This is a genomic window from Massilia sp. CT11-137, assembly GCF_047302885.1.
Lineage (GTDB): Bacteria > Pseudomonadota > Gammaproteobacteria > Burkholderiales > Burkholderiaceae_D > Telluria > Telluria orientalis.
Genome location: NZ_JBKYMP010000001.1, coordinates 2,971,835 through 2,991,011, shown reverse-complemented (window position 1 = coordinate 2,991,011; position 19,177 = coordinate 2,971,835). Strand labels below are relative to the sequence as shown.

15 protein-coding genes are annotated in these 19,177 nt (G+C 69.3%); 12 read left to right on the top strand and 3 right to left on the bottom strand.

Annotation, left to right across the window (positions count from 1 at the left end):
* Window positions 1-29 precede the first annotated feature (29 nt).
* The 6 genes from fghA to ACEN98_RS13580 all read left to right on the top strand — a co-directional run bounded on the left by fghA (window position 30) and on the right by ACEN98_RS13580 (window position 6,030).
* A complete protein-coding gene (gene fghA, locus ACEN98_RS13605) occupies window positions 30-872 on the top strand; it encodes an S-formylglutathione hydrolase (RefSeq protein ID WP_413385131.1) in 843 nt (280 codons plus the stop codon).
* Between the two features lie 213 nt (window positions 873-1,085).
* Entirely contained in the window at window positions 1,086-1,553 is a 468-nt protein-coding gene (locus ACEN98_RS13600) for an Hsp20/alpha crystallin family protein (protein ID WP_413385129.1), read from the top strand.
* A 114-nt stretch (window positions 1,554-1,667) separates the two neighbouring features.
* Entirely contained in the window at window positions 1,668-2,387 is a 720-nt protein-coding gene (locus tag ACEN98_RS13595) for a phosphoribosyltransferase (RefSeq protein WP_413385127.1), read from the top strand.
* Window positions 2,359-3,567, top strand: a complete 1,209-nt coding sequence (locus ACEN98_RS13590; protein WP_413385125.1) for an SRPBCC family protein — start codon at window positions 2,359-2,361, stop codon at window positions 3,565-3,567. The genes ACEN98_RS13595 and ACEN98_RS13590 overlap by 29 nt, the downstream gene beginning before the upstream one ends.
* Before the next feature lie 7 nt (window positions 3,568-3,574).
* Complete coding sequence (locus ACEN98_RS13585) at window positions 3,575-4,918, top strand: erythromycin esterase family protein (RefSeq protein WP_413385123.1); 1,344 nt, start codon at window positions 3,575-3,577, stop codon at window positions 4,916-4,918.
* Window positions 4,919-5,046: 128 nt separating this feature from the next.
* Window positions 5,047-6,030 carry a CsgG/HfaB family protein gene (locus ACEN98_RS13580; RefSeq protein ID WP_413385121.1) on the top strand — a complete coding sequence of 328 codons (984 nt, stop codon included), beginning with the start codon at window positions 5,047-5,049 and terminating at the stop codon, window positions 6,028-6,030.
* On the opposite strand, the gene ACEN98_RS13575 is transcribed toward ACEN98_RS13580, so the two are convergent.
* Complete coding sequence (locus tag ACEN98_RS13575) at window positions 6,031-8,424, bottom strand: diguanylate cyclase domain-containing protein (RefSeq protein ID WP_413385119.1); 2,394 nt, start codon at window positions 8,422-8,424, stop codon at window positions 6,031-6,033.
* A 137-nt stretch (window positions 8,425-8,561) separates the two neighbouring features.
* Between ACEN98_RS13575 and ACEN98_RS13570 the strand changes: the two genes are divergently transcribed.
* The 3 genes from ACEN98_RS13570 to ACEN98_RS13560 are packed head-to-tail and all read left to right on the top strand — an operon-like array spanning window position 8,562 to window position 12,803.
* The gene (locus tag ACEN98_RS13570) at window positions 8,562-9,044 is read left to right on the top strand and encodes a (2Fe-2S)-binding protein (RefSeq protein ID WP_413385117.1); all 483 of its coding nucleotides are present in this window, start codon (window positions 8,562-8,564) and stop codon (window positions 9,042-9,044) included.
* On the top strand, window positions 9,041-11,296 hold the full coding sequence (locus ACEN98_RS13565) for a molybdopterin cofactor-binding domain-containing protein (protein WP_413385115.1): 2,256 nt from the start codon (window positions 9,041-9,043) through the stop codon (window positions 11,294-11,296). The genes ACEN98_RS13570 and ACEN98_RS13565 overlap by 4 nt, the downstream gene beginning before the upstream one ends.
* A gap of 4 nt (window positions 11,297-11,300) precedes the next feature.
* Window positions 11,301-12,803, top strand: a complete 1,503-nt coding sequence (locus ACEN98_RS13560; RefSeq protein ID WP_413385113.1) for a tetratricopeptide repeat protein — start codon at window positions 11,301-11,303, stop codon at window positions 12,801-12,803.
* A gap of 74 nt (window positions 12,804-12,877) precedes the next feature.
* On the opposite strand, the gene ACEN98_RS13555 is transcribed toward ACEN98_RS13560, so the two are convergent.
* Together ACEN98_RS13555 and ACEN98_RS13550 are read right to left on the bottom strand one after the other, a co-directional pair.
* Window positions 12,878-13,483 (bottom strand): isochorismatase family protein, encoded by a 606-nt coding sequence (locus ACEN98_RS13555; RefSeq protein WP_413385111.1) that lies wholly within the window; start codon window positions 13,481-13,483, stop codon window positions 12,878-12,880.
* Between the two features lie 52 nt (window positions 13,484-13,535).
* The gene (locus ACEN98_RS13550; RefSeq protein ID WP_413385109.1) at window positions 13,536-13,895 is read right to left on the bottom strand and encodes a hypothetical protein; all 360 of its coding nucleotides are present in this window, start codon (window positions 13,893-13,895) and stop codon (window positions 13,536-13,538) included.
* A gap of 198 nt (window positions 13,896-14,093) precedes the next feature.
* On the opposite strand from ACEN98_RS13550, the gene ACEN98_RS13545 reads away from it, so the two are divergent.
* Genes ACEN98_RS13545 through ACEN98_RS13535 form a run of 3 tightly spaced genes read left to right on the top strand, consistent with a single transcriptional unit; the run spans window position 14,094 to window position 19,176 of the window.
* Window positions 14,094-15,257 (top strand): pyridoxal phosphate-dependent aminotransferase, encoded by a 1,164-nt coding sequence (locus ACEN98_RS13545; RefSeq protein WP_413385107.1) that lies wholly within the window; start codon window positions 14,094-14,096, stop codon window positions 15,255-15,257.
* A 10-nt stretch (window positions 15,258-15,267) separates the two neighbouring features.
* Window positions 15,268-17,508, top strand: coding sequence for an ATP-binding protein (locus ACEN98_RS13540; protein ID WP_413385105.1), 2,241 nt, complete (start codon window positions 15,268-15,270; stop codon window positions 17,506-17,508).
* 51 nt (window positions 17,509-17,559) lie between these two features.
* Window positions 17,560-19,176 carry a Na+/H+ antiporter gene (locus ACEN98_RS13535; protein ID WP_413385103.1) on the top strand — a complete coding sequence of 539 codons (1,617 nt, stop codon included), beginning with the start codon at window positions 17,560-17,562 and terminating at the stop codon, window positions 19,174-19,176.
* Window position 19,177: the final 1 nt, after the last annotated feature.

Sequence of the window (19,177 nt, the reverse complement as noted above, 5' to 3'; positions counted from 1 at the left end):
GATCAGTCAACCATCCGATGGACCGAGCCATGCCCGAACTCCTCAGCGAACACGTTTGTTTCGACGGCGTCCAGCGCTTCTACAAATACGATTCCGCCGCCATCGGCCTGCCGATGCGTTTTTCCGTCTACCTCCCTCCCGGCGCGCACGGCAAGCGCCTGCCCGTCCTGTTCTACCTCGCCGGCCTGACGTGCACCGAAGAGACCTTCATGATCAAGGCCGGCGCCCAGCGCGTGGCGGCGCAGGAAGGCCTGATCCTGGTCGCGCCCGACACGAGCCCGCGCGGCGCCGGCGTGCCGGGCGAGACCGACAACTGGGACTTCGGCGCCGGCGCCGGTTTCTACGTGGACGCCACCCGCGAACCGTGGTCGAGCCACTACCGCATGTACAGCCACATCCTCGAACTGCGCGAACTGGTGCTCGCCACCTTGCCGGCCGATCCGGCGCGCGTGGGCATCTTCGGCCACTCCATGGGCGGCCATGGCGCGCTGGTGCTGGCGCTGCGCAACCCCGACCTGTTCCGCTCCGTGTCGGCCTTCGCCCCCATCGCCGCGCCGTCCCGCTGCCCGTGGGGCGAGAAGGCGTTCGGCGGCTATCTCGGCACCGATCGCGACGCGTGGCGCGTCTACGATGCGACCGAGTTGATGGCCGGTGCCGGCGCCCCGCCCTTCCCCAAGGGGATCCTGATCGACCAGGGCCTGGGCGACAAGTTCCTGGCCGAACAACTGTACCCGGAGGCGTTCGAGGAAGCCTGCCGCGCCGTCGGCCAGCCGCTCGAACTGCGCCACCATCCGGGCTATGACCACGGCTATTACTTCATCTCCACCTTCGTCGAAGACCACCTGCGCTTCCACCGGCGCAACCTCGGCTGACGCCCGCATCTGCCCCGGTCCACACTGTCATTGACCGGGGCGGTTTCGCAAAAATTCCCCGCTTTCGTTCGCCTGCTGTCCTGCCTCAAAGGTCCGTCCGGGTGCCCGCGCACGGTTCGACACGACTCTTGCAAACCCTTTTCGACCGCCCTATAAATGGTGTTGCGGCGCCCTGCGCGCCGCAGGACATCATTCTTAAAAGGGAGGTCTATCATGAACCTGATCAGAAGAGGCACGACGCCGCTTTCCACATTCCGTCCCGGCGCCATGGAAGACCAGTTCGGACGCATGGTCGAGAACATGTTCCAGGACTTCTTCGCGCCGCTCGCCCAGGGGCGCTGGGCCGGCGAGGACGTCGGCATGCCGCGCCTGGACGTCAGCGAGACCGACAAAACCTTCGAGGTGAAGGCCGAGCTGCCCGGCGTCAAGAAGGAGGACGTGCACGTTTCGATCGACGGCCAGCGCGTCACCATCGAAGGCGAGTGTCAGCAGGCAAACGAACAGCGCCAGGGTGAGCAGGTGGTGTATTCTGAGCGCTCGACGCGCAAGTACCAGCGCAGCTTCACGCTGCCCTCCGAAGTCGACGATGCCAGCGCGCAGGCGCGGCTCGAGGACGGCGTCCTGATGCTCTCGCTGCCGAAGAAACAGGGCGGCACGGCGCGCCAGCTGACGATCCAGTAGGGTCGATGAGCCGCACGGCGCGGCACGCGAGCGGACGGCCTGCGGGCCGCCCGCGACCGCGCTCACGCCGCGCCCGGTTCGAGATCAGGGAAGGACTCTGAAAGCGTGCGCATCATGGCCGACACCCGTCATTTCAAGAATCGCACCGAAGCGGGCCGGCTGCTGGCGCAGCGGCTCGCCGCCTATACCCGGCATCCGGACGCCATCGTGCTGGCACTGCCGCGCGGCGGCGTCCCGGTCGGGTTCGCCATCGCACAGCGGCTCGGCATCGCCCTCGACGTCCTGCTCGTGCGCAAGCTCGGCATGCCCCGCCACGAGGAATTCGCGATGGGCGCCGTGGGCAGCGGCGGCGTCCGCGTGCTCCAGCCCGGCGTGCCCGGCCTGATGGGCGTCACCGCGCAGGACGTGGACGCGGTGACGGCGCGCGAGCTGGCCGAACTGCAGCGGCGCGAGCGCGCCTACCGCGGCGGCCGGCCGCCCCTCGACCTCGCCGGCCGCAGCGCGATCCTCGTCGACGACGGCGTCGCCACGGGTTCCTCGATGCTGGCCGCCATCGAAGTCGCGCGCCGGCTGGGTCCGCGCGAGCTGGTGCTGGCGGTCCCCGTCGCGCCGCCCGACACGGCGGCCGCGCTCGAGGCACGCGTCGACGAACTCGTCTGCCTGTCGACCCCGCCCCACTTCCGCGCCGTCGGCCAGTGGTACGACGCATTCGAACAGACCAGCGACGAGGAAGTGCAGGATTTGCTGGCCACCGCCTGGCATGACGAGGCGGCGGCCAGGGCCAGACCAACCGGAGGAGCCAATCATGAAAAACACGACGGACACAGGCTATGAAATCGCGAAATGGATCGGCGGTGCCGCTGCCGGCGCCCTGCTGATGTACATGCTCGACCCGGACCGCGGCGGGGCGCGGCGCGCGCAATCGGCCGCGGCCGTGCGCAACGCGGGCGCGCGCACGTCCGGCGCACTGGGCAACGTCTGGCGCGGCGCGGGCGAACGCATCGGCGCCGCCGGCGACGAGCTGCGCGACCGCGCGGCCGATATGGCCGATATGGCCGATATGGCCGACAGTGGCGGCAGTGCCGGGGCCAGGTCGGGCTCGGCACTGGAGCGCATGGGGCACGCGGCAAGCGAAGCGCTCGACGCCGGCATCGACAAGGCGAAGGACACGCTGGCCAGGGCAGGCGAGGCCGTCGGCGGCCGCATGGACAAGGCACGGCATGCGCTGGGCAGTGCGGCCGACGGGGGCGGACATGAGGTCGGCAACGGCATGGACAAGGCCCGCGCCCTGGCGCACGACGTCCGCACCCGGGTGCGCGACACCCTGCGGGCGGGGGCCCCCGGCGGCGAATGGACGCCCACCGCGCGCAATTCCGCCCTGGCCGGCGGCGGCCTGCTGGCCCTGTATGCGCTGAGCCGGCGCTCGCCGCTGGCATGGATGCTGGGCCTGGCCGGCGCCGCACTGCTGGCCCGCGGCGCCACCAACCAGCCGCTGCTGGGCATGCTGCGCGGCCGCGGCATCGGCATGGACCAGACCATCGACTTCAGCAAAGCTATCCACATCGACGCCGCGCCGGACGACGTCTACGACCTGTGGACCCATTACGAGAACTTCCCGCACTTCATGTCCCACGTCGTCGAGGTGCGCGACCTCGGCCGCGGCCGCTCGCACTGGGTCGTGCGCGGCCCCGGCGGCAGCGAGTTCGAATGGAATGCCGTGCTCACCGAGCAGACCCGGCCGCACCGCCTGGCGTGGCGCAGCGAAGCGGGCGCCGAGATCCCGCAGAGCGGCTCCATCCAGTTCGAACCGCATCGCGGCGGCACCCGCGTCACCGTGCACATGTCGTACACGCCGCCGGCGGGCGTCGTCGGCCACGGTCTCGCGACCCTGCTCGGGTCCGATCCGAAGACGCAGATGGACGACGACCTGGCGCGCATGAAGGCGTTCATCGAACGGGGCGCCGTGCCGCGCGATGCCGCGCGGCCGCGCACCAGCAGCCGCTGGCTGCACTGAGGTGGTCATGGCGACGCCGCAGACCCCGCAGCACACCATCTCGGCGCTGCGCAACGCCGCGCGTCCTTTGACGGGCGGCGACCGCGACTACGACGCCCTGCTCGACCTCGTGGGCGATGCCCGCTTCGTGCTGCTGGGCGAGGCGACGCACGGCAGCCACGAGTTCTACGAGGAGCGGGCGCGCATCACGCAGCGCCTGATCGAGGACAAGGGTTTCCACGCCGTCGCGGTCGAGGCGGACTGGCCGGACGCCTACCGCGTCAACCGCTACGTGCGCGGCCGCGGCGATGACCGCAATGCCGACGAAGCCCTGTCCGGCTTCCAGCGCTTTCCGAACTGGATGTGGCGGAACACGGACGTCGCCGCGTTCGTCCAATGGCTGCGGCACCACAACGAGAAGACGGCCGGACCGCGGGTCGGCTTCTATGGCCTCGACCTGTACAGCCTGTTCACGTCGATGGAGGAAGTGCTGCGCTACCTCGACCAGGTCGACCCGAACGCGGCACGCCAGGCGCGCGAGCGTTACGCCTGCTTCGACCATTACCACGAGGACAGCCAGCACTACGGCTATACGGCGAGCCTCGACCTGTCCGCGTCGTGCGAACAAGGCGTCCTCGAGCAGTTACGCCAGCTACAGCAGCGGGCCGCCGACTACATGTACCGGGACGGCGACGAGGAAGCGTTCTTCTACGCCGAGCAGAATGCGCGCCTCGTCAAGAATGCCGAGGAATACTACCGGACGATGTTCCGGGGCCGCGTGTCGTCATGGAATTTACGCGACAGCCACATGGCGGAGACGCTGGATGCGCTCGCCCGCCACCTGTCGAAGGATGGCGAGCCGTCCAAGATCGTCGTCTGGGAACACAATTCCCACATCGGCGACGCGCGCGCGACAGAAATGGGAGAAATGGGCGAGTGGAACGTCGGCGAACTGGCGCGCAAGGAATACGATGGGCAGACCCGGCTGATCGGGTTTTCCACGTACGACGGCTTCGTCACGGCCGCCTCGGAATGGGACGCGCCGGCCGAGCACAAGCGCGTCCGGCCGGGCATGCCGGGCAGCTATGAGGAGTTGCTGCACGAGACGGGCATCCCCCGCTTCCTGCTACCGCTTCGGGACGGCATCGACCAGGACGTGCGCGCCACGATGGAGGAGCGGCGGCTGGAACGGGCCATCGGCGTCATCTACCTGCCGCGCACGGAGCGCCACAGCCATTATTTTGCCGCCCGCATGGCGCGCCAGTTCGATGCCGTGATCCATATCGACCACACGACGGCCGTGCATCCGCTCGATCGGGGCGGCGGCTGGCATGCGGAGGAACCGCCGGAAACTTATCCCACAGGTATCTGACCATTGTGTCCGAAAAACGGGGAACTGTGAAAGTTGGTGAGATTACAACCCCGTACAGACTTGTAAAATGAACAAAGGTGTAAGGCACGCTCCGCGTGCTTTCCTTCTCACTGTTCACTTACAAGGTCATGAAGCCAATCCGGATTTCGATCATTGCCGCCCTGCTCGCGGGCGCCACCTCCCTGCACGCCCAGGAAACCACGTCCAAAGTCGAGCGCTGCGACCGCCCGCTCGGCACCATCGCCGTCACGGAAGCCCAGAGCGAGAGCGCCCACGCATTGCAGAGCTACGGGCTCGGGTCGCCAGTCGCGCTGCTGCGCATCATGATCCAGCAATCGAACTGCTTCCAGGTGGTCGAGCGCGGGGCGGCGATGGCCAATCTGCAGCAGGAACGCGCGCTCGCCGCGAACGGCGAGACGCTGTCCGGCAGCAACGTCGGCAAGGGCCAGCTGCAGGCGGCCGACTTCGTGATGACGCCGAACGTGCAGTTCGCCGCCGCCAACACGGGCGGCATCGGCGGCGCGATCTCGGATTACGGTGGCCGCCTGCTGGGCGGCCTGGGCCGGATCGCGGGCGGCATCGCGGGCAACCTCAAATTCAAGGAAGCGCAGACGAGCCTCCTGATCGCGGACGTCCGGTCCGGCATCCAGGTGGCGGCGGAAGAAGGCGTCGCGACGAAGACGGACTTCGGCATTTCCGGCTGGAGCTGGGGCGGCGGCGATTACTCGCGCCTGGGCGGCTATACGAACACGCCGGAAGGCAAGATGGTCGCGGCCAGCCTGCTCGACAACTACAACCGCATCGTGGCGCGCATCCGCAACGAGCCAAGCCTCGTGCGTACCAGCAGCGCGGCCAGCAAGGTGAATGCGCAGGCATCCACCCGCGAGGGCGTGCCCGTGACGGCCGGCGCCAGCGTGTACGCGCGCCTCGCCACCGTCAAGGTGTACACGGAGCCGCGCGCCGGCAGCAAGGTGATGGGGACGTTGAAGCGGTCGGAAGAAGCGATCGCCACCGGCGAAGAGCGCGACGGCTTCGTCAAGATCGACGGCGAGAACGTCTCCGGCGGCTGGGTGCAGCGCACGCTGGTGGCCACGCAGCCCGCGCCGCAGTAATTACTTCACCGGCACGCCGGCCGCCTCCTCCGCCACGCGCACCACGCAGCGGTTGCGGCCGCCGTGCTTGGCGGCATACAGCGCCGTGTCGGCCCAGCCCAGCACCTGGTCCTGCGTGGGCAGCGGGACGTCCGCGCCGTGCACGAGCGCGATGCCCACGCTGGCCGTGACCTCCAGCGGACCGGCCCCGGTCGCAATGGGCTTCCGGATGGCCTCCACGATCTTGGCGCCGATCCGCTCCGCCTCGTCGACGCCCTTCACGTCTTCCAGCAGGACGACGAACTCGTCGCCGGCCAGGCGCGCGGGCGTGTCCGTGACGCGCACGCAGGCGGCCAGGCGCTGCGCGAATTCCTTCAGCACCTCGTCGCCGACCCCGTGGCCCCACGTGTCGTTGATGGCCTTGAAGTGGTCGATGTCCAGGTAGGCCAGGCCCATCACCTGGCGCTGGCGGCGCACCCGTTCCAGCGCCTGGCCCAGCAGCTCGCCGAACAGGCGGCGGTTGGCGATGCCGGTCAGGCTGTCGAAGCGCGCCATCTGCACGAGCCGGCTTTCCGCCTCCTTCACCCTGGTCATGTCGTGCGCGAGCGCGTACACGCCCGCGACGGCGACGTTCACCCTGCCCTGCGCCTGCACGTCCGGCACGAACGTCCATTCCAGGATGCGGTGCCGGCCCTGCGCCTGCAGCGGCATCTCGAACGTGGCGCCGACGCCTTCGAACGCCTGCTTCAGGCGCGGCCGCGCCGCGTCGTAGGCCGGCTTGCCCAGCACTTCCTGCAAATGCATGCCGGGCAGGCGGACCGGTTCCAGGCCCACCCACGCCTGGAACGTCGCGTTGCCGAAGCCCAGGCGGTGGTTGCGGTCGATGTAGCAGATCAGCACGGGCAGGTTGTCGGCGATCAGGCGCAGGCGCTGCTCGCTCGCGGCCTGCGCCAGTTCCGCTTCCTTGCGCTCGCTGATGTCCATCGCCATCACGAAGAAGCCGACGACGCGGCCGTCGGCATCGATGTCGGGAATCGTGTCGATCATCTGGTGGCGCCTGGCGTCGTCGCTGCGCACGTCTTCCACGTGGCCGCGCTCGCCCAGCAGCGCGGCACGGATCAGCGGTTCCAGGCGCGCGTAGCCGGCTTCGCCCAGCGCTTCGCTCACCGTGCGCCCGATGAACACGTCCGGCTCGGATCCGATCATGCGGTCGAAGCCGGCGTTGGTGAATTCGAAGCGCTCGTCGCGGTCGACGTAGGCGATCACGGCCGGGACATTGTCGGCGATCGCGCGCATGCGGGCGGCCGCGCGGCCGCGCGCCTGCACGAGGTCGTGGAAGGCACGGCCCAGTTCGCCGATCTCGTCGTTGCGGGCGAGCGCCAGCACCTCGCTGTCGACGCCCTCGTGGCGCACGGCGGCCACGTTGCGGCGCAACTCGGCCAGCGGGCGCAGGCCGCGGCGCACGAGCCACCACGCAAGCAGGCCCGCGACCAGCGCGAGGATGCCCGCCACGACCAGCACCGTGCGCCGCACCCGGGCGAGCGGCGCGAACGCCTCTTTCTCCGGATAGCGCGCGCCGAGGATCCAGCCGGTCGTCGCCAGGCGTTTATAGGTGACGATGGCGGCACCTTCGCGGTCGCCGCCGATCAGCCAGCCCTCGAAACCGTGCAGGGCGCGCGCGATGCCCGGCTGGTCGGCGGGCGGCGCCGTCGCCGTCTGGCGTTCCTTCGCCGGCGAATCGATCAGCGTGCCGTCGGCCGACATCAGGAACAGATAGCCGGTGCTGCCCGGCCGCAGGGCGTCGACCTGGCGCAGGAAACGCGCATGCTGCAGGTCGATGCGGCCCGCGAGCACGTAGACGATCTCGCCGTGGTCGTCGAACACGGGCGCCGTCACGAGCACCATGTTCGCGCCGGACAGGCGGCTCTGGAACGGATCGGATACGATGCCGCGGCCGCGCAGCAGCGTTTCTTCGAAGTACGGGCGGCCCGTGGCCGTCAGCGGCTGGGCGGTCGGCATGGAAGCGCCCGACGCCACCAGTTCGCCCGTGCGGGCAAACGCGGCGATGTTGACGAACTCGTCGCCCACGTCGGCCGTGCGGTTCGCCAGCCAGGCCTGCAGGCGGCGCGGGTCGTGGCGGGCGTCGAGCGGCATCGCCACGGCCAGCGCGGCCATCTGGCGCAGGCGTGCTTCCAGCAGGTCGTCGAGAAAGGCCGCGGCCCCGGACAGCGACGCATACTGCTGCGCGCCCAGCACGGCGCGCAGGTCGTGCTCGGCCACGTCCACGGCCAGCGGGCCGGCGAGCATCGTGGCGCCCAGCACGAGCACGCCGACGGCACCGGCGAGGCGGCTGCGCAGGTTGGTCGGAAAAGTGATCGGTCGGCGCATGTAAGTGGGGCGTGCGATGCTGCGCATCGGGCCGCTCCAGTATGTCATAGCCCCCGGGTTTCTACTATTGCCACGTAAAAGATCAAATCCCTTGGTCTTGACGGGGCAGTTTGGTTTAGCATTGCACAGTTCAGCTTCGGCAATCCAACCCATCCCACGAGGACATGAGTAAATACACACTGAACGTCAACGGCAAGGCCCAGGCCGTTAACGTCGAAGCGGATACCCCGCTGCTGTGGGCGCTGCGCGATACCCTGGGCCTCGTCGGCACGAAATATGGTTGCGGCATCGGTGCCTGCGGCGCCTGCACCGTGCACGTGGACGGCCAGCCGGTCCGAGCCTGCCAATTGCCGGTAAGCAGCATCGGCAAGCGCCGCATTACCACGATCGAGGGCCTCGATGCCCGCGCCATGCATCCGCTGCAGCAGGCCTGGACCGAGCTGGACGTGCCGCAATGCGGCTATTGCCAGGCCGGCCAGATCATGACGGCATGCGCCCTCCTGAAACAGCATCCGAAGCCGACCGACGCCCAGATCGACGACGCGATGGCCGGCAACCTGTGCCGCTGCGCGACGTATGTCCGTATCCGCGCCGGCATCCACCGGGCCGCGGACATTGCCGCGACTGGCGCCAAGGGGAAAGCATGAGCCGCCCCGCCTCCCCCGCGCGCCGCCGCTTCCTCGGCCAGTCGGCGGGCGTCGCCCTGCTGCTGGGCGTGCAGGCGAGCGGCGCCATCGCGGCGCTGGCCGACAACGGGGCGCAAGAACCCGCGGCGGGCGACTTCGTCCCGAACGCGTTCATCCGCATCGGCACGGACGGCCGCGTGACGCTCGTTTCCAAGCAGCCGGAAATCGGCCAGGGCATCAAGACGTCGCTGCCGATGGTGCTGGCCGAAGAACTCGAGGTCGACTGGAAATCGGTCCGTGTCGTGCAGGGCGACCTGAACCCGATCTACGGGTCGCAGGGCGCCGGCGGCTCGACGTCGACGCCGACCAACTACGACAACTTCCACCGCCTCGGCGCCACCGCGCGCACGATGCTCGTACGCGCCGCCGCGCAGACGTGGAACGTGCCGGTGGCGGAGTGCCGCGCCGCGGACGGCGCCGTCGTGCACGGCGCCAGCGGCCGCAAGCTGGGCTACGGCGCGCTCGTACGCGCGGCGTCCGCGCTGCCCGTGCCGGATGCGAAAGAGGTCGTGCCGAAGGATCCGGCGACCTATCGCCTGCTCGGCACGCGCGTGGGCGGCGTGGACAACGCGCTCGTCGTCAGCGGCCAGCCGCTGTTCGGCATCGACACGCGCCTGCCCGGCATGCTGTACGCCACGTACGTGAAGTGCCCGGTGCCGGGCGGCCGTCCCGTCGAGGCGAACCTGGACGCCATCAAGCGCATGCCCGGCGTGAAGGCCGCGTTCCTCGTCGAAGGCACGGAAAACCTGAACGGCCTGCGGCCCGGCGTCGCGATCGTCGCCGACTCGACGTGGAACGCCTTCCGCGCCCGCAAGAACCTGAAGGTGACGTGGGACGAAGGCGAAGGCGCGCGCCACAGCTGGTCCGGCTTCCTCGCCGCCGCGCAGGCCGCGAGCGGGCAGCCCGGCGCCGCCGTGATGCGCAAGGACGGCGACGTCGATGCGGCCCTCGCCGGCGCCGCGCGCACGGTCGAAGCGAACTACGTCTACCCGTTCATCTCGCACGCGAGCATGGAACCGCAGAACTGCACGGCGTGGTTCAAGCCGCTGGAGGGCACCCTCGAACTGTGGGCGCCCACGCAGAATCCGGGCGCCGGCCAGGCGCTCGTCTCCACGACCTTCAACATCCCGAAAGACAAGATCCTGCTCCACATCACACGCAGCGGCGGCGGCTTCGGGCGCCGGCTGTCGTCCGACTTCATCGTCGAGGCGGCCGCGATCGCGCAGAAGGTGAAGGCGCCCGTCAAGCTGACGTGGATGCGCGAGGACGACCTGCAGCACGACCACTTCCGCGCCGGCGGCTTCCACTTCCTGCGCGGCGGCGTGGACGACCAGGGCAAGGTCGTCGCGTGGCACGACCACTTCGTCACGTTCGCGAACCGCGTCGAGAAGAAGGAAAGCGACGGCGGCAGCGCCAGCGTGCTGCAGCCGGGCAGCGGCGGCAACCTGTCCGGGGACGAATTCCCCGGCCGCTGGCTCGCCAACTGCCTGATCGAGCAGACGCCGCTCGAATGCCGCATCCCGATGGGTCCGTGGCGCGCGCCGGGCAGCAACGTGTTCGCGTGGGTGTTCCACAGCTTCATCGACGAACTGGCCCATGCGGCGGGGCGCGATCCCCTCGCGTTCCGCCTCGACCTCCTCGGCGACAAGGACCTCGTGGCCGGTACGGGCGAGCGCGGCGTGCCGTACAACGTGGGCCGCATGCGCAACGTGCTGAAGGCCGTCGCGGAAAAATCCGGCTGGGGCCAGCGCAAGTTCGCGCGCGGCCAGGGCGCCGGCATCGCCTTCCACTTCAGCCACCGCGGCTACGTGGCCGAAGTGGCGGAGGTGACGGTGTCGAAGGAAGGCCGGCTGCGCGTGGACCGCGTCGTCGTCGTCGCCGACATCGGCGCGCAGATCGTCAACCTGTCCGGCGCCGAGAACCAGGTGCAGGGCTCCGTGATCGACGGCCTGTCCACGCTGATGTACCCGGCGCTCGACATCGACAAGGGCCGCATCGTGCAGAGCAACTTCCACGACTACGCCCTGCTGCGCATGCCGGACACGCCGACCACGATCGAGACGCACTTCCTCAAGACCGACTACCCCGTCACGGGCCTGGGCGAACCCGTGTTCCCGCCGCTGGCGCCGGCCGTCTGCAATGCCATCTTCGCCGCCACCGGCAAGCGCGTGCGCGAGCTGCCGCTGGCGAAGGCGGACCTGTCCTGGAGCTGATCCGGTGACGGTGGAAGACGCGTCCGACCTGCTGGGCCAGGCCGTCCGCCTGCACCAGCAGGGCCGGCTCGAGCAGGCGCAGGCCCTGTACCGGCGCGTGCTGGACCTCGACCCGCGCCAGTTCGACGCGCTGCACCTGCTGGGCGTGATCGAGCGCCAGCGCGGGCATCCCGGCCGCGCCGTGGAGCTGATCGAGGAAGCGCTGCGGATCGACCCCCAGCAGGCGCGCGCCCATTGCAACCTGGGCGCCGCGCTGCAGGACCTCGGCCGCACCGATGCCGCGCTGGCCAGCTACGAAGCGGCGCTGCGCCTCGACCCGGGCTATGCGCTCGCCTGGGACAACCGCGGCAACACGCTGCGCCGGCTCGGCCGCCTGGCCGACGCCCTGGACAGCTACGAGCGCGCCCTCGGCATCGCCCCGGCGCTGGCCGACGCATGGTGCCATCGCGCCATCGCGCTGCACGACCTGGGACGCCATGCGGATGCCGCCGCGAGCGCCGAACAAGCACTCGCCATGCGGCCCGCGTATGCGGACGCCTTCGTCGCGCTGGGCCATGCACTGCAGGCGCTGGACCACCACGCGGACAGCGTCGATGCGTACGACAGCGCGCTCGCGCTGGCCCCGCGGGCCGACACCTGGTGCGCGCGCGGCGCGGCACTGAAGAAATCGGGCGACCTCGCCGGCGCCCTGCACAGCTACGAACAGGCGCTGGCCGTGCGGCCCGACTACGCGCTGGCCGAACACTATCGGGCGAACACGCTGCGCGGACTGGGGCGGCGCGACGCGGCCGTGGCGTCGTACCGGCGCGCGCTCGACCTGGGCGCGGATGCGGACGAGATCCGGTTTTCACTGGCGGCGCTGGGCGAGGCGGAGCAGCCGGATGCGGCGCCGGCCGACTACGTGAAGCACCTGTTCGACCAATATGCCGGCCGGTTCGACCACCACCTCGTCGACGTCCTCGGCTACCGCACGCCGGCGCTGCTGGACGCCCTGCTCCGCCCGCACCTGGCCGCGCCACCCGTGCCGGCGGCGCTGGACCTCGGCTGCGGCACGGGACTGTGCGCGACTTTCCTGCGGCCGCTGGCGCGGCACGTCACCGGCGTCGACCTGTCGCAGCGCATGCTGGACAAGGCGGCGGAACTGGACCTGTACGATGACCTGGCCTGCGCCGACATCGTCGACTGGCTGGCGGAGCGCCCCGCCTCGTGCGACCTCGCCGTCGCGGCCGACGTGCTCGTGTACCTCGGCGACCTGTCTCCGCTGTTCGCGCGGGTGCGGCGCGCATTGCATGCGGGCGGGCTGTTCGCGCTGTCGTGCGAGGCACTCGACGAGGACGATCGTGGTTACGCGCTCCAGCCGTCGAACCGGTTTGCGCATGCGCTCGGCTATGTGCAGACAACCGCGCAGGCGGCCGGCTTCGACATCGTCGCGGCGGAACGCGTCGTGCTGCGCCAGGATCACGGCCGCGACATCGCCGGCCACCTCGTGCTGCTGCGCGCGGCGTAATCAGGCAGCCGGCACGCCCGGGCCGCTGTCGCTCACGCACAGCCGCACCGCGCCGTCCACGCGCATCGTCTGAATCAGGCGACGGAGAGTGCGACCATCCCGATCTCGCCCAGCCGCACCGGCACCGCCCCGCGCGCGACCATGCGGTCGAGCGCGCGGCGGCCGTCGCCCGGATTCACGTCGACGGCGCGCATCGCTTCCGGCACGATGAGCGTGTCGAGGCCTTCTTCCAGCGCATCCGTGACGGTGTTCAAGACGCAGTAATCGGTGGCGAGACCCACCACCGTCACGCGCTCCACACCGCGCGCGCGCAGCTGCGCCGCGAGGTCGGTGCCGCCGAACGCGGAATAGGCGTCCACGGCCGCCGTGTCGGCTTTCGAAATCACGATGGCATCGTCGGGCAGCGCCAGCTCGGCCGCGAATGCGGCGCCCGGCGTGCCGGCCACGCAATGCGGCGGCCACGGCCCGCCCTGTGCCGCGAACGAGCAGTGGTCCTGCGGGTGCCAGTCGCGCGACGCGAAGATGGGTAGATCCTGCGCCTGGTACAGCTCGATCAGGTGGTTGATCGGCGCGACCACTTCATGGCCGCCCGCCACGCCGAGCGCCCCGCCGGGCAGGAAGTCGACCTGCATGTCGATGATCAGCAGGGCATCCTGCTTGTCGAGGTGGATGGCACTCATTGAACTCTCCTGGAAGCGGTCGCGGACCGCGATGCCCTATTGTCGCGCAAACTCAATGGCGCGTCTCGCGGGCGGCGATGGCGGCGGCATGGGCGGGATCGGGATCGTGCCCGCCGTGCCGGTCGAGGATCGCGGCGGCCCGCTCGGCCAGCGCGGCGTCGGCGGCGTTCACAGTGACCTGGCAGTCGCGCACGTCGTCCTGCGCCACCGGCGCGTACGTGTGCGAATACGCCGTCTTGCCCGTCACCGCGGGCGAATCGCCGACGGTGAAATTGCCCTGCACGGGACCGGTCTCGTCGATGCGGACGTCGATCGCGACGTCGTCGGCCGCGATGCCCGCGTCCAGCAGTTCGACGCGCGCCTGTTCGGCGGCCGTCACGTGCTTGAAGGTGCGTACGATGGGTTGCTGCATGGTGTTCTCCCGAATGGTTCACTTTGCAATCACCGTACCAGAATCCCGCGCCGCGCGGCGCCCGCCGCTCCCCCGTTTCCTGCGCGCTATTTTCCACCAGTGCGGCATTGTTCTGCCGATTTAGTACAATCAGGCAACACCCAGCCGTTGCACCGTGCGTCATAACTTTTCAATAACACCATCCCAAGAGAACAAAAAATGAAAATTTCTGCCCGGATTGCTTCCTCCCGCCCGCTCGCCACCACCGCCATGCACGGCCGCGTGGAAACCTTGCGCAGCCAGGGCGAGGCCGTCATCGACTTCTCCATCGCCATCTCGCACTTCCCGGCGCCGCGGCCGGTGCTGGACGCGGTGGCGGCGGCGATCGAGCGCGAACGGATCATGCCGTACACGAGCGTGGTCGGCGCACTGGACGTGCGGACCCGGCTGGCGGCCAAGCTGAAAAAGGAAAACGACATCGACGCGGGCACGGACGAGATCATCGTCACCAACGGCGCCAAGCAGGGGTTGTACGAAGCGTTGTATGCGTTGAGCGATCCGTACGACACCGTCCTGATCTTCAAGCCCCACTGGCCGGCGTATGTTGCTACGTCACAACTATTGGGCCTGCGGACGATCCTGGCCGATCTCCCTGAGGAAATCACGCCGGCACTACTGGATGGCCTCGGCAAGCCGGACATCGTCATCATCAATAACCCGCACAATCCCACCGGCAAGGTGTACACTCGCCGGGAACTGGAACACCTTCGAGCATGGGTGGAGCGCATCGGGGCCCGGGTGATCGTCGACGAAAGCTACGAACACCTGATCTTCGATGGCGGACACACCAGCCTGGCGGCCTTGTGCGACTGGCGGAACATCGGCGTGGTAACGCTGTTTTCGGCCTCGCAGAGCTACGCCATGATGGGCTGGCGGGTCGGCTTCGCGCTGGCGCCCGCCGAAGTGGTCAACGCGATGCAGACGCTGCAAGGCCCGATCACGGCCGCCGCGCCGCATTTGTCGCAGGTAGCCGCCCACGTCGCGTTCGCGACCGGTGCGCCGCGCGCGATGATGGCGGACTACCGTGACCGGCGCGACCTGGCGGTGCGGCTGTTTGCCGAGGTCCCCTGGATCGTCATGCACACGCCGGCCTCCGGTCCGTACCTGTGGGGAGACGTGCGCAGCCTGACGCTGGACACGGTCGGCTTTGCCGAAGCGTTGCTCGAGGAACAGAGGGTGGCGGTCATGCCGGGCGAGGCGCTGGGCGTGCCCGGCTACATCCGGCTCGGCTATATTTCGGACGACGTGGCGACCTTGCGCGAAGGCATCCGCAGGATCATCGAATTTGGGAATGCGTTTGTTGCCCAAAAGGCGGCAGATTGAAGATAGACAAATGACATCTGGCTTGAGCCGCTTCCGGCTGAACAGCCTGCGCAGCCGGCTCATGTTGCTGGTCGCGCTGGCGATCACGCCGCTGGCGGTGATGACGATCCTGTCCGGGATCCGCGAACGCGAACATGCCATCAAGGCATCGGAAGAAAACCTGCGCCGTCTGACGGGCATGGCGGCCGCCAACGAAGCCCAGTCGATCGAGGGTGCGCGCCAGATCCTCGTCGACCTGGCCAGCGTCCCGGACCTGATGGGCGACACGGCGAAATGCACGTCGCTGCTGTCCGACGTCCTCGACCGCAACGAGGGCTTCGTCAACTTCGGCCTCATCCAGCTCAACGGCGACGTCACCTGCAGCGCCGTCCCGCTGCTCCACCCCGTCAACCTGGGCGACCGCAGCCACTTCCGCCGCGCCATCTCGGAACGCAGGTTCATTGCCGGCGACTACGTGTTCGGCCGCGTCATCAAGAAGCACACGATCAACCTCACCTATCCCGTCATCGACCGCAGCGGGAAAGTCCTCGCCGTCGTGTTCGCGGCGATGGACCTGGAAGGGCTCGACACCTTCATCAACGACATCAACCTGCCGCCCGGTTCCGTGCTGGCGACGGCGGACGCGCGCGGTACCATCATCTCGCGCCGCCCCGATCCGGAACGCTTCTTCGGCACCAGGCTGTCGCCGGCGATGCAGGAAGCGCTGAACACGGCCGGCCAGCGCGCGGTGACGGTCCGCGGCGACGACGGCATCGAGCGCCTGCACACGTTCGCGCGCGTGGGCGCGCCCGCGCTGACCGACTACACGGTCACGATCGGCATCCCCACCGAGACGATCCTGTCCGCCGCGCGCCACGACCAGATCATGTCCCTGCTGGGCCTCGCGGCGACCACGCTGCTCGCCATGCTGGCCGCGTGGCTCGTGGGCGACGTGCTGATCGTCCAGCGCGTGCGCAAGCTGATGGGCACCGCCGAGCGCATCGCGGCGGGCGACCTGGAAGCCCGCTCCGGCATCGCCTACGGCCACGAAGAGATCGGCAACCTGGCCCAGGCGCTGGACCGCATGGCGGCCGCGCTGCAGAAGAAAGAAACGGCCCGCTCGCTGGCCGAGCGCGAACTGCGCGCCGCCGACCAGCGCAAGGACGAATTCCTCGCGATGCTCGCGCACGAGCTGCGCAACCCGCTGGCACCGATCAGCACGGGCGCACACCTGCTCAAGCTGCTGCACTCCGATAACGCCCAGATCACGCAGACCTGTTCCATCATCGTGCGCCAGGTCGACCACATGACGAGCCTCGTCGACGACCTGCTCGACGTATCGCGCGTGACGCGCGGCCTCGTGTCGCTGGCGACGCAGGTGCTGGACTTCAAGCGCGTCGTCGACGATGCGGCCGAGCAGATCCGCCCGCTGATCGCGGCGCGGCGCCACCGCGTCGTGATCGAGCTGCCGCCCGCGCCGGCGTACGTCAAGGGCGACCACAAACGGCTCGTGCAGGTGTGTGCGAACCTGCTCAACAACGCAACCAAGTACACGCCGGAAGGCGGCACCATCCACCTGCGCGTGGACGCGGACGGCAACGACTACATGCTGACCGTGGCCGACGACGGCATCGGCATGGAGCCGGTCCTCGTCGAACGCGTGTTCGACCTGTTCACGCAGGCCGAGCGCACGCCGGACCGCTCGCAGGGCGGCCTCGGTCTCGGCCTCGCCCTCGTGAAAAGCCTCGTCGAGCTGCACGGCGGCGAAGTGAAGGCCTACAGCGCGGGCCTCGGCAAGGGCTCGACGTTCACGGTACGCCTGCCCCGCTACACGCAGGACGTCGTGCTGGCGCCGGCGCCCGTCGTCGGCGAAGAACACCACGACGGCGGCGTGCCGCTGCGCATCCTGCTCGTGGACGACAACGTCGACGCCGTCCACACCTTGCAGCTGTTCCTGCGCTCCGGCGGACACCGCGTGGAAGTCGCGTACTCCGCCACGGACGCGCTGGAACTGGCGAAATCGTTCGTGCCGGAAGTCTGCCTGCTCGACATCGGCCTGCCCGACTTCGACGGCAACGAACTGGCGCGGCGCCTGCGCATGCTGCCGCAGGCGGCCGGCGCCACGCTGATCGCCATGACGGGCTACGGCCGCCAGCAGGACCGCGAGACGTCGATGGCGGCCGGGTTCGACCACTACCTCGTCAAGCCGGTGAATACGATGCAGCTGGCGGACATCCTGGCGGCGGCCGCCGAGGCGAACATCCGGCGCTGACGCGTCCATTCACCCCATCCATTATCATCGCGTGAACCGAGGAGATATGGAATGGAGACCATCGAAGTCATCCTGGCGATGCTGCTCGCCGTGATCGCCAGCGGCTACGTGGCGCGGGTGCTGCCCATCGCCCTGCCCCTGCCGCTGATCCAGGTCGCCGCGGGCGCCGTCATCTCGGGCGTTTTCCGCCATGGCATCGCACTGGAGCCGGACATCTTCTTCCTGCTCTTCCTGCCCCCGCTGCTGTTCGTGGACGGCTGGCGCATCCCCAAGATCGGCCTGTTCCGCGACAAGGCGACGATCCTGGAACTCGCGCTGGGCCTCGTGCTGTTCACCGTCGTCGGTGCCGGCTACCTGCTGCACTGGATGATCCCCGCGATGCCGCTGGCCGTGGCTTTCGCGCTGGCGGCCATCGTCGCGCCGACGGACCCCGTCGCCGTCTCGTCGATCACCGCGCGCGTGCCGATGCCGCCGCGGCTCATGCATATCGTCGAGGGCGAGAGCCTGCTCAACGATGCGAGTGGCCTCGTGTGCTTCCGCTTCGCCGTCGCCGCGGCCGTAACCGGACACTTCTCGCTGGCGCAGGCGAGCCTGACGTTCTTGTGGGTGGCGCTGGCGGGCGTCGCGGCCGGCATCGCGATCACGTTCGCCATCACCCGCGCGCACGGCATCCTGCAGCGCCGCTTCGGCGAGGAGGACGGCGTCCCGGTGCTGATCAACCTCCTGACGCCGTTCGGCGCCTACCTCGTGGCCGAACGCCTGGAGGCATCGGGCATCCTCGCGGCCGTGGCGGCCGGCATCACGATGAGCTACCTGGAATTGTCGGGCGGGGCGACGCCGGGCACGCGCATCCGCCGCAACGTCATCTGGGACGCCCTGCAATTCACGTTGAACGGCACCATGTTCGTGCTGCTGGGCGAACAACTGCCCGACATCGTACGCGGCGCGCTGCACCCGGCCGGCGGCACGCCGTACGATCCGTGGTGGCTCGTCAGCCGCGCGCTCGCGTTCAGCCTGGGGCTCGTGCTGCTGCGCTTCGCGTGGGTGTGGATTTCGCTGCAGCTGACGATCCTGAACCGCAAGCGCCTGGGCCGCCAGGTCTTCAAGCCGAAACTGCGCGTGATGCTGGCCACGTCGGTGGCGGGCGTGCGCGGCGCGCTGACGATGGCCGGCGTGCTGACCCTGCCGCTCGCGCTGCCGAACGGCGATCCGTTCCCCGCGCGCCACCTGGCGATCTTCCTGGCCAGCAGCGTGATCGTGGTGTCGCTGCTGCTCGCCAGCGCCGCGCTGCCCGCCCTGCTGCGCGGCCTGGAGATGCCGGCCGAGCCGGATGCGAAATGCAGCGAGGACGATGCGCGCCACGCGGCCACGCTGGCGGCCATCGCCGCGCTGGAACGGGCGCAGCAGGCGGACGGCCAGGACGACAACCGGGCCGTGGCCCACGTGCTGCGGCTGTACCGGCACCGCCTGAACGCGACCGACACCGCGGGCGGCAATGGCGACGCACAGGCACTCAAGCGCACGGAGCACAGCTACCGGCTGCTCGCGCTGAACGCGGAGCGGGACACGGTACTGCGCCTCGCACGGCGCATGGATATCTCGGACGAGACGGCACGCAGGCTGCTGCGCCAGATCGACCTGCTGGAGGCGCGGTATCAACAAAACTGAG